The sequence below is a fragment of the Streptomyces sp. NBC_00569 genome (assembly GCF_036345255.1).
GTDB lineage: Bacteria > Actinomycetota > Actinomycetes > Streptomycetales > Streptomycetaceae > Streptomyces.
In genome coordinates this window covers 5,424,140-5,435,000 of sequence record NZ_CP107783.1, presented here as the reverse complement: position 1 = coordinate 5,435,000, position 10,861 = coordinate 5,424,140, and the positions used below count along the sequence as shown (strand labels likewise).

Genomic DNA, 10,861 nt, shown 5'->3' with positions numbered 1-10,861 from the left:
CATCGGCGGTCAGATCGTCGACGAGAGCCGCCCGTCGAGCTTCACGCTGCTCTTCGGTATCGAGGCCGTGATGTTCCTGGTGCTCGCCGGGGTCGTGGGTTTCGTGCGGATGCCGTACGCGCCGACGATCGGCGGAGCGGTGCCGAAGGGTGGCTCCGGGGCGGGCGGCGGGCTGCGGGCGCTGTTCCGGCACCGGGCGATGGTGCAGCTGTGCGTCCTCGGGTTCGTGCTGTTCTTCGCCTGCTACGGGCAGTTCGAGTCGGGCCTGAGCGCGTACGGCGTGGAGGCGGCAGGGATCTCCCCGTCGACGCTGGGCATCGCGCTCGCCGCCAACACCGCGATGATCGTGGTCGCGCAGTTCGCGGTCCTGAAGTTCGTCGAGCGGCGCAGGCGGTCCCGGGTGATCGCCGCGGTCGGGCTCGTGTGGGCGATCGCATGGCTCGCGGCCGGGTACGCGGGTGTGGGGCACGGCAGCCAGGCCATGGCTACGGCCGCGTTCATCTCGACGTACGCGCTGTTCGGTCTCGGTGAGGCGATGCTGTCGCCGACCGTGGCCCCGCTGGTCGCCGATCTGGCGCCGGCCGGGATGGTCGGGCAGTACAACTCGGCGTTCGCGCTGGTCAAGCAGCTCGCTCTGGCCGTCGGTCCGGCGGTCGGCGGGCCCATGGGGGCCGCGCTGCACGGTCCGTACATCGTGACGTTCGTGCTGTTCTCGCTGGGGATCACGGTCCTCGCGGTGCGGCTCGGGCGGCATCTTTCGCCCGTGCAGGACCAGCCGTCGCTGGCGAAGAGCCGGATCGTCGCGGAGGGCGGGGCGTCGGCAGAACCGGTGCCCGCGGCCGCGGCCGTCTGAGGCTCCGTCCGGTTTACGGGGTCCGCGGCAGGGCGAACTCGCACCAGACCGCCTTGCCGCCGCCCGGGGTACGCCGTGAGCCCCAGTTCGAGGCGATCGTGGCGACGATGGCGATGCCCCGGCCCGCCTCGTCGGCGGGTTCGGCGCGGCGGCGGCGCGGGAGGTGGTCGTCGCCGTCGGTGACCTCGATGATCAGTCGGCGGTCGGTGCGGCGGAGCCTGAGGCGCATGGGCGGGGTGCCGTGCTGGAGCGAGTTGGCGACGAGTTCGCTGGCGGCCAGGACGCCCAGGTCGTGCAGCTCGGGCGAGAAGCGCCAGCTGGCGAGTACCCCGGAGGCGAAGGCACGCGCGCGGGGGGCCGCTTCGACGCCGCCGAGGAGTTCCAGGGCGGCGTTGCGGAAGAGCTCTCCGTCGGGTCCCGTGCGCGCCGGGTGCTGGAGGACGAGGACGGCCACGTCGTCGTCGTGGTCCGCGGTGACGCCTGCCGCGCGGATGAGGCGGTCGCACACGACCTGGGGTGTGCCGGTGGCGCCGGCGAGCGCGCGCTCCAGAGCCGCGACGCCCTCGTCGATGTCCTCGTCCCTGCGTTCGACCAGGCCGTCGGTGTACATGACGGCGGTCGATCCGGGGCCGAGCGGCACCGATCCCGAGGCGTGCAGCCAGCCGCCGGTGCCGAGCGGGGGTCCGGTGGGCTCCTCCGCGCGGTGGATCGTGCCGCTCTCGTCGCGTACGAGGATGGGGAGGTGGCCGGCCGACGCGTACACGAGGCGGCCCTCGTTCGGGTCGTGGACCGCGTAGACGCAGGTGGCGATCTGGTTGGCGTCGATCTCGATGGCGAGGCCGTCGAGGAGCTGGAGCACCTCGTGCGGCGGCAGGTCGAGGCGGGCGTAGGCGCGCACGGCGGTGCGCAGCTGGCCCATGACGGCGGCGGCGCGCACCCCGCGGCCCATGACGTCGCCGATGACGAGGGCGGTGCGGCCTCCGCCGAGGGTGATCACGTCGTACCAGTCGCCGCCGACCGCGGCCTCGGTGCCGCCGGGCTGGTAGGTGGCCGCGATGCGCAGGTCGTCGGGCTGTTCCAGCTCCTGGGGCAGGAGGGAGCGCTGGAGGGTGACGGCGGTCTCGCGCTGGCGGCGCTCGCTGGCGCGCAGCCGCTCCGCGGCCTCGGCGTGGTCGGTGACGTCCGCCGCGAAGACCAGCACGCCGGAGCCGCTCGCTCCTTCGGGCGCGCCCTCCGCGCCGTCGGCCGGGACCGTCACGGGTGTGCAGGTGAATGTGTAGGAGCGGCCGCCGGCCACCTTGCGGGACTTGACCGTGCGGGGCTTGGCGCTGCGCAGGACCTGGTCGAGCAGGGGCAGCAGGCCGAGTTCCTCCAGCTCGGGCAGCGCCTCGCGCGCGGGTGCGCCGGTGGGGCGGTCACCGAAGGCCGCGACGTACGCGTCGTTCACGTACGCGATGCGGTGGTCGGGGCCGTGGACGAGGGCGACGAGGGCGGGGACCCGGTCGAGGACCTCGCGTGCGGGCAGTTCGTCGATGCCGGCCGCGGGCGCGTCGCCGTCGACAGCGTGTTCGTTGCGGGCGGCGGGCACGGCGCCTTCCCCTCGCTGGCTTTGGGAGACGCCATGGTCGGACCGCGCTGCCGCGCGGCGCTGCGTTCCGGGGAGCCGGGCGCTCCAGCGGGTGAAGTTCACTGTGGGGAAAGCCTCGTGAGGTCGGGTGAGGGCTCCCCCCTGCCCGGCCGGGGCCGGGAGCAGCGGGGAAGGGCAACGTGGCGGTCGGTCCGCCCATGGTCTGGGGCCGGCCGGGGTCATGGACCAGTCTGACCGACCGGACTGACATCCGTCAGACGCCGGTCTTCGAGGGGGAGTTCCCCGGTCCGGTCAGGTCGACCCCTTCGGGTCCCGCGGCGGGTTCGCCGGAGGGCTGCCGGGCGGGTTTCCCCCGGCCGCGAGTTCGAACTCCGCACGCGGGCGTTCGAGCGAGCCGAGGGAGACGATCTCGCGCTTGAAGAGCCCGGAGAGTATCCATTCGCTCAGGACACGGGCCTTCCGGTTGACGGTCGGCACCCGGCTCAGGTGGTAGACGCGGTGCATGAACCAGGCAGGGTAGCCCTTCAGCCTGCGCCCGTAGACGTGGGCGACACCTTTGTGCAGGCCGAGCGAGGCGACGGAGCCGACGTACTCGTGCGCGTAGTCCGTCAGGGGCTCGCCGCGCAGGGAGGCCGCGATGTTGTCGCCGAGGACTCTGGCCTGGCGCACCGCGTGCTGGGCGTTGGGCGCGCATTCCTTGCCCTCCTCGCCGGCCGCGATGTCGGGGACCGCCGCCGCGTCGCCCGCGCCCCACGCGTGCGGGGCGCCGTCGACGGCGAGCTGGGCGGTGCATGTGAGGCGGCCGCGTTCGTTGCGCGGCAGGTCGGTCGCGGCGAGCACGGGGTGCGGTTTGACGCCCGCGGTCCACACGACGGTGCGGGTCGGGAAGCGGGAGCCGTCGTCGAGGACGGCGACCCGGTCCTCGCAGGATTCGAGCCGCGTCCGCAGGCGTACGTCGATGTTGCGGCGGCGCAGTTCGCTGACGGTGTAGCGGCCCATCTCCTCGCCGACCTCGGGGAGGATGCGGTCGCTGGCCTCGACGAGGATCCATTTCAGGTCGTCCGCGGTGACGTTGTGGTAGTAGCCCGCGGCGTAGCGGGCCATGTCCTCGAGTTCGCCGAGTGCCTCCACACCGGCGTAACCGCCCCCTACGAAGACGAAGGTGAGGGCCGCGTCGCGGATGGCGGGGTCGCGGGTCGAGGAGGCGATGTCCAGCTGTTCGATGACGTGGTTGCGCAGTCCGATGGCCTCTTCGACGGTCTTGAAGCCGATGCCGTGGTCGGCGAGTCCCGGCACGGGCAGGGCGCGTGAGACGGAGCCGGGGGCCATGACGAGTTCGTCGTACGTGATCTCGACGGCGCCCGTGCCCTCCTCCTCGGTGGCCAGGGTGGTGAACGTGGCGGTGCGCTTGCCGTGGTCGACCGACGTGACCTCGCCGACGATCACGCGACAGCGGCCGAGGACGCGGCGCAGCGGCACGACGACGTGGCGCGGCGAGATGGATCCGGCGGCGGCCTCGGGCAGGAACGGCTGGTAGGTCATGTACGGGTCGGGGGTGACGACGACGATCTCGGTCCGGCCGCTTCTGAGTTCCGGTTTGAGTTTCTGCTGGAGGCGCAGGGCGGTGTACATCCCGACATAGCCGCCCCCTACGACGAGGACGCGCGTACGCGGGACTTCCGGGGCCGTCCCCCGGGAAGAAGCAGTCTTCGGCATCGACACCACCCCATGACGCATCGGCCACCTGAGTTTGTCCACAGCCCCGGCAAATTGTGTGACCGGCGCTTACGCCTGCCGCCGGGTGGGCGAATTGCCGGAGTACGGGACATGTCCGCAGGTCAGCGCACATGTGGCGGGTGAGGTGCGGGGGTGCAATCGGGGTGGAATCGCCGCGTACTCCGTTCGGGGGGCGCTCCGTGCGGAACCTGCCCCTTCTGAATTGACTCCGGCTCAACTATGTTCGTGTGCTGTCGGGGTGTCGGGGGATGCGCTGACGGATCCGTCGGACGGATCCGTGGAACTGGCCTGTTCCTCACGCTCCGGCTGCCGATGGCGGGGAGAGTCTCCGGGGGGAGACGTCATTACCGGGGGAACACATATGCACATTCAGGACTCTCAATGGACTTCGACGGCTTCCGCTTCGGCCGTGGCCGGCGGACCGGCCGCCGCGGGCGGTAGCGGTCGCGGCGCGGGCGACAGCTCGCGTGCGGCGCCGCTCCGGGTGGATGCCCAGCGCAATCTGGAGCACGTCCTGCGCGCGGCGCGCGAGGTCTTCGGCGAGCTGGGGTACGGCGCGCCGATGGAGGACGTGGCGCGGCGGGCCCGGGTCGGTGTCGGCACGGTGTACCGGCGCTTCCCGAGCAAGGACGTACTGGTGCGGCGCATAGCCGAGGAGGAGACCTCCCGGCTGACCGACCAGGCGCGGGCCGCCCTCGGCCAGGAGGACGAGCCGTGGTCGGCGCTGTCGCGCTTCCTGCGCACGTCCGTCGCCTCCGGTGCGGGGCGGCTGCTGCCTCCGCACGTGCTGCGCGTCGGCGTCGCCGACGAGCCGGCCGACGCGGCGGGCGCGGTCCGGGACGAGACGCGCGTTCCGCAGCAGCGGCACGCCGTCGTTGCGCCCGACCTGCGCCTCGTGGAGCAGCGCACGCCCCCGGTCACCGAGGACGTGCCGGCGGACGACGCGGGCGCCGCGGCGCTGCTCGACGTCGTCGGGCAGCTCGTGGACCGGGCACGCGCGGCGTCGGAGCTCCGCGAGGACGTGACGGTGGCGGACGTGTTGCTGGTCATCGCCACGGCGGCGCCTTCGCTGCCGGACGCCGCACAGCAGGCCGCGGCGTCGTCGCGCCTTCTGGACATCCTGCTCGAAGGGCTGCGGTCGCGGCCCGCGTAGGGGCTGGCGGCATCGCGTAGGACTGGGCTCCGCGAGGGGCGCGACGGATGTGGGGACGGCCGCGGGAGACGCATGCGCGTCGCGCGCGGCCAACTCCCTTTTTTGGCACGCTCGTTGACCCCTACCCGTACGAGTGAAAGCTAGTACTTCGCTGCACGAGGTTTCCACGGATGAGTGGTTGACGGGCACTGACAGACGGTGTGGGCCACCCGTGTGGCACTCTTTCCCGCGTGTTCGGGTCTGAGTGTGCAGTCGGGGGCTTTCCGCGATGAGCGTTGAGGGGCGGGACGAGCCACTCAAGGGCAGTGGTGCGGGCGGCACCGAGACCGGTGGGCTGCCCGCGCGGCAGGTGCCGAGCCAGGGAGGCCCGCTCGGGGACGGGGCACCGGACTCCACACCCTCCGAGCCCTCAGCGCCCTCCGAGCCCCCGGCCTCCGCAGCCCCGTCCGCCGCCCCGGGCGAGAACCTCTCCGAGCCGAGCGTGCCGCAGCAGCGGGAGCACGGCGTGGAGGCGGGATCATCCGTCCTGCCGCCCCCGCGGGAATCGCCTCCGGCGGACGCCGACCTGATCGCCCGTATGCGGTCCGGCGACGACACCGCGTACGAGGAGCTGTACCGCCGGCACTCGACCGCCGTCCACCGTTACGCACGCACCTGCTGCCGGGACGGGCACACCGCCGACGACCTCACGGCCGAGGTGTTCGCGCGCATGCTTCAGGCCGTGCGCGGCGGCAGCGGGCCCGAGCACGCGGTGCGCGCCTATCTGCTGACCACCGTGCGCCGCGTCGCCGCGGGCTGGACGAAGTCGGCGAAGCGCGAGCACCTGGTCGAGGACTTCGCGGTGTTCGCCCAGCAGGCCGCCCGCTCCAGCGAGGTCTCCGACGACGACACGCTGGATCTCGGCGCCGACGTCCGCGCGATGCACGAGGCCGAGCAGTCCATGGCCATGCAGGCCTTCCGGTCCCTGCCCGAGCGCTGGCAGGCCGTCCTGTGGCACACGGAGGTCGAGGACGAGTCGCCCAGCGAGGTCGCCACGCTCTTCGGGCTCGACGCCAACGGCACACGCGTGCTGGCCAAGCGCGCCCGCGAGGGCCTCAAGGAGGCGTACCTCCAGGCCCATGTGAGTACCACCCTCACCCAGGACGAGGAGTGCGCGCGCTACGCCGACCGGCTCGGCGCGTACGCCCGCGGCAGCCTGCGCACCCGGGCCGAGCGCGGTCTGCGCAAGCACCTGGAGGAGTGCGCCAAATGCCGGCTCGCCGCCGGTCAGATCAAGGAAGTGGCCGGCGGGATCCCGGGGGTCGTGCCGGTCGCGGTCATCGGCTGGTTCGGCGCCGCCGGGTACGCGAAAGTGGTCGCGCTCATCGGGGGCGCCGCGAGTGCGGCGGGCGCCGGTGCGGCGGCCGCGGCGGGCGGCAGCTCCGGAGCGGCCGCGGGCGGTGGCGCCGCGGCGTCCGAGGGGCTCGGCGCGCCCGTGAAGGCCGGCATCGCGGCCGGGGTGGTCGCGGCGGGCGTGGCCGTGGCCGTGGCGATCGCCCTCGCGGGCGACCCGCAGAAGCCCAAGCCGGAGGCGCACAAGGAGAAGCCCGCGGTCTCGCAGCCCATCACCCCGCCGAAGCCGACGCCTCCCCCCAGGCCGAAGCCCGAGCCGCCGGCCCCGCAGCCGACGCCTCCCCCCGAGCCCGCGCCGAAGCCGACCCCCACCCCGAAGCCCACGCCGAAGCCCACGCCGAAGCCCACGCCCAGGCCGACGCCGCCTCCGGAGCCGGCGCCCGAGCCCACCCCGAAGCCCACGCCTCCCCTGCCGCCCGCCCCGGCCGTCTACCAGCTGAACCAGCTGTCGTACCGCGGGCTCGGCGACGGCACCGAGCCGGAGATCCGGCCCGGCGAGAGCAGCTGGGTGTGGCAGCGGTGGGGCCTGCGCGTCGCGGACAAGGAGTACGCGAACGGGGTCACCGTCCACGCGAACTCCTCCGTGACCATCGACCTCAACCGCAGCTGCACCGCGTACGACGCCTTCGCCGGCGTCGACGACATGACGCTCGGCACGGGAGCGGTGCGGTTCTCCGTGTTCGCGGACGGGGTGCGGCTGTGGAAGTCGCAGGTCCTCAGGGGCGGGGACCCGGCCGTTCCGGTTCATCTGAATCTCGCGGGACGCAAGGCGATCCGGCTGGTCACGGAGCCGCGGACGCACCTCGACTCCCTCGCGGTCGGGGACTGGGCGGAGTCCCGTTTCAGCTGCCGGTGAGCGGGCCCGGTCGAAGCGCGCGCGGCCCTAGTCGAAGTGGCTGACGCGTTCCGTCAGGAACGTGACCGTCTCGGCCGCCGTGTGGCCCGCCCCCGCGGCGCGCGCTTCGGCGTACCGGGTGGCGCCCAGCGCGGCGGCCGCCTCCGCCTCCAGCGCCTCGATCTCGGCGCGTTCGGGCTGGGGCCGCTCGGAGACACCGCGCCAGCCGTCGGACGCGGCCACCACCCGTACCGCGCCCTCCGTGTCGCCCAGCTGGGCCAGGAAGAGCGCCCCGCGGCCCGCGAGTCCTGCGTTGACGCTCTCCGCACAGCGGTGCTCGACCGCGTACCGCAGGGCCTCGGTGAGGACCGCGAGGCCGCGCGCGGGCCCCGACTCGGCCGCCGTGATCCGCGCGTCGACACCACCGACGAGCGCGGTGAACTGCGGTGGCGGGGTGCCTCGCGACGACTCCGTGGCCGCGTCGTCGCACAGCGCGCGGGCCCGCGCCACCTCGCCGTCCTCCACCGCCATCAGGGCGTTCAGGAGGAGCACGTACGCGTGAGGATCCGGCACCCCGTACCGGTCGGCCTCCCCGATCGCCTCGGTCAGGAGCTCGCGCGCCGCGTCGCGTTCGCCGGAGCGGTAGGCGATCTCGCCGAGCCGGGCGATGAGGAACGGCGCCTCCGCGTACGCGCCGACCTCGTAGGCGAGGCGCAGTGCCTCCTCGAACTCGCCTTTCGCCTCGTCGAACCGGCTGCGCGCGATGGCGGCCTCACCGGCCGCGCTGCACACCTGGGCGCGCATCCACCGGTCCCCGACGCGGCGGCTGATGGTCCGCAGCTCGGCGACGTCGTCGTCGACGCCCGTGAGGTTGCCCGGCCCGTCGACGGCCGTGTGCGTACGGAACATCAGGGTGACGCCGATCTCCCACTCGCCGCCGTACACACGGCAGTTGGCGACGGCCTGGTCGAGGGCGGTCCTGACGTTCTCCGGGTTGTCCAGGAAGTGCACGGTGAACGGCCAGATGATGCCGGGGAAGCGTGCCCCCGCGGGCCCGGGCCGAGCGAAGGCGTCGCGCACCCGCATGAGGTACTCCCGGTCGGCCTCGCCCCGCAGGGCGCTCTCCGCTCTGGACTGGGCCACGAAGAAGATGTGCAGGAGGCGCAGCTCCATGAGCGGCCAGTACAGCGGGTCGTCCTCGTCCGCCAGGTCGTCCGCGGCGGGAAACGTCCGCCCTTCGCGTGGGGGGACCCGGCAGCCGGACGGGGCCGGGCGGTACGGGCGGTGCGCCGGAAGCAGCTGCTCCAGGATGTGGCCGACCCACTCGGCGCCCTCCCTTCGATAGTTGCGCAGCCACCAGAACCAGCCGGTGGACAGCGCGAGTTGGACCGCGGACTCCGTGTCGCCGGCGACCGTGGTGCGGTGGAGCGCGGCGCGGAGGTTGTCGAGCTCCGTCTCCAGGCGCTCGATCCACGGGAGTTGCTCGGCCGAGCGCAGGAGCGGGTCGGCCTTCTCCACGAGTGCGCGGAAGTAGGCGACGTGGCGCCGCTCGGCCTCGGTACGCAGCTGCGGTGTCTCGGCGGCGCGTTCGGTCGCGTACTCGTGGATCGTCTCCAGCATCCGGTACCGCATGCTGCCGTCGCCCGGGGTGGCCACCAGGAGGGACTTGTCGACGAGCGCGCCGATCAGGTCGGACGCGGGTCCGGTGCAGACGGCCTCCGCGGCCTCCAGGTCCCAGCCGCCGGCGAAGACGGACGCCTCGCGCAGGACCGTGCGCTCCTGCTCGTCGAGGAGGTCCCAGGACCAGTCGACGACGGCGCGCAGGGTCTGCTGCCGGGGCAGTACGGTGCGGCTGCCGCTGGTCAGCAGGCGGAAGCGGTCGTCGAGCCGGTCCGCGATCTGGCGGGGGGTGAGCAGTCTGAGGCGGGCCGCGGCCAGTTCGATGGCGAGCGGCAGGCCGTCGAGGCGGCGGCAGATCTCGGCCACGGCCTCGGGGTCGCCGGTGACGTCGAAGTCGGGGCGCACGGCGCGGGCGCGCTCCGCGAACAGGCGGTGCGCGGGGTCGGGCGGCAGGGGTTCGACGGGGCGCACGGACTCGCCGGGCACGCCCAGGGGTTCGCGGCTGGTGGCGAGGACCGTGAGGCCGGGGCAGTGGGTGAGGAGGGTCTCGGCGAGCGCGGCCGCCGCGCCGATGACGTGTTCGCAGTTGTCCAGGATCAGGAGCAGGCTGCGCGCGGCACAGTGTTCGACGAGCAGCGCCACGGGGTCGTCCTGCGGCGCCGTGTGCTCGCTGGTCATCAGGACGGTCTCGCGCAGGCCGAGGGCGCTGACGACGGCGCCGGCCACGGCCTCGGGCTGGTCGAGCGGGGCGAGCTCGGCGAGCCAGGCGCGGGGGTGTTCGGCGGCGGCTTCCTCGGCGAGGCGGGTCTTGCCGGAGCCGCCGGGTCCGGTGAGGGTGACGAGGCGGGCCGCTCGCAAGTCGGAACGGATGGCGTCGAGTTCGGGTTCCCGGCCGACGAACGAGTTGAGGCGTGGCCGCAGATTGCCGTCGCGCTGCGGCTGCCGGGGTGGCGCCGGTCGGCCGGAGTCGAGCAGGTCGGCGTGCAGGGCGGCCAGTTCGGGTCCGGGGTCGGCGCCGAGGCCGTCGGCGAGGGTGCGGCGGGCCGTCTCGTAGGCGGCGAGCGCGTCGGCGCCGCGGCCCGCGTCCCGCAGGGCGCGGATGAGCAGGGCGTGCAGCGGCTCGTCGTACGGGTGGGCGTGCGTGAGTTCGGTCAGCTCCGGTACGACGTCTGCGGCACGGCCGAGTTGCAGATCGGCCGCCACGCGCGCGCGTGCCGCTTCGAGGCGCTGGGCCTCGGGGCGGGTCGCGGCGGTGCGGTCGGCGAGGTCGGCGAGTGCGGGCCCGCGCCACAGGGCGAGCGCGTCACCCAGGGTGCGGGAGGCGGCCGCCGGGTCGTGTGCCGTCAGAGCGGCCGTGCCCTCACGCACGAGGCGCTCGAAGACGTACAGGTCCACGTCCTCACGGCGGGCGGCGAGGCGGTAGCCGCCGCCCGCCTCCGATGTGACGGCGTCCTTGCCGAGGGCGCGGCGGAGCCGGCCGACGAGGGCTTGGAGGGCGGCGGTCGCGTCGGCCGGTGGCTCGTCGGCCCACACGTCGTCGATGAGCGCGTCCGCGGAGGCGGTCCGGCCGGCGTGCAGCGCGAGTGACGTGAGCAGGGCGCGCAGCCGCTGTCCGCCCACGGGCAGGGGTGTGCCTTGATCGTCGTACGCCTCGGTGATGCCCAGAATTCGGTACCGCACGGG

The 10,861-nt window shown here is 73.8% G+C and carries 6 protein-coding genes (1 of these 6 only partly in view); 3 read left to right on the top strand and 3 right to left on the bottom strand.

What is annotated here, in order from left to right:
* Nucleotides 1-853 carry the 3' portion of an MFS transporter gene (locus tag OHO83_RS24480; protein WP_266672053.1) on the top strand. Its footprint begins 437 nt before the window's first position, so 853 of the gene's 1,290 nt are visible here — the last part of the coding sequence; its start codon lies off the left edge, out of view; its stop codon occupies nt 851-853.
* 13 nt (nt 854-866) lie between these two features.
* Here OHO83_RS24480 and OHO83_RS24475 read toward each other — a convergent pair whose 3' ends face one another.
* Complete coding sequence (locus OHO83_RS24475; protein ID WP_266672055.1) at nt 867-2,543, bottom strand: ATP-binding SpoIIE family protein phosphatase; 1,677 nt, start codon at nt 2,541-2,543, stop codon at nt 867-869.
* Between the two features lie 189 nt (nt 2,544-2,732).
* Complete coding sequence (locus tag OHO83_RS24470; RefSeq protein ID WP_266672057.1) at nt 2,733-4,157, bottom strand: NAD(P)/FAD-dependent oxidoreductase; 1,425 nt, start codon at nt 4,155-4,157, stop codon at nt 2,733-2,735.
* A gap of 382 nt (nt 4,158-4,539) precedes the next feature.
* On the opposite strand from OHO83_RS24470, the gene OHO83_RS24465 reads away from it, so the two are divergent.
* Both OHO83_RS24465 and OHO83_RS24460 read left to right on the top strand, forming a co-directional pair.
* Nucleotides 4,540-5,331 carry a TetR/AcrR family transcriptional regulator gene (locus OHO83_RS24465; RefSeq protein ID WP_266672059.1) on the top strand — a complete coding sequence of 264 codons (792 nt, stop codon included), beginning with the start codon at nt 4,540-4,542 and terminating at the stop codon, nt 5,329-5,331.
* A 268-nt stretch (nt 5,332-5,599) separates the two neighbouring features.
* Nucleotides 5,600-7,579, top strand: coding sequence for a sigma-70 family RNA polymerase sigma factor (locus tag OHO83_RS24460; RefSeq protein WP_266672061.1), 1,980 nt, complete (start codon nt 5,600-5,602; stop codon nt 7,577-7,579).
* A 27-nt stretch (nt 7,580-7,606) separates the two neighbouring features.
* Here the strand turns inward: OHO83_RS24460 and OHO83_RS24455 are convergent, their stop codons facing one another.
* Nucleotides 7,607-10,858 (bottom strand): BTAD domain-containing putative transcriptional regulator, encoded by a 3,252-nt coding sequence (locus tag OHO83_RS24455; RefSeq protein WP_266672063.1) that lies wholly within the window; start codon nt 10,856-10,858, stop codon nt 7,607-7,609.
* Between the last annotated feature and the right edge of the window lie 3 nt (nt 10,859-10,861).

Bases quoted from the DNA above. Each gene is read 5' to 3' on its own strand.
- OHO83_RS24460 (WP_266672061.1), top strand. From the start codon at position 5,600: ATGAGCGTTGAGGGGCGGGACGAGCCACTCAAGGGCAGTGGTGCGGGC.
- OHO83_RS24470 (WP_266672057.1), bottom strand. From the start codon at position 4,157: ATGCCGAAGACTGCTTCTTCCCGGGGGACGGCCCCGGAAGTCCCGCGT.
- OHO83_RS24465 (WP_266672059.1), top strand. From the start codon at position 4,540: ATGCACATTCAGGACTCTCAATGGACTTCGACGGCTTCCGCTTCGGCC.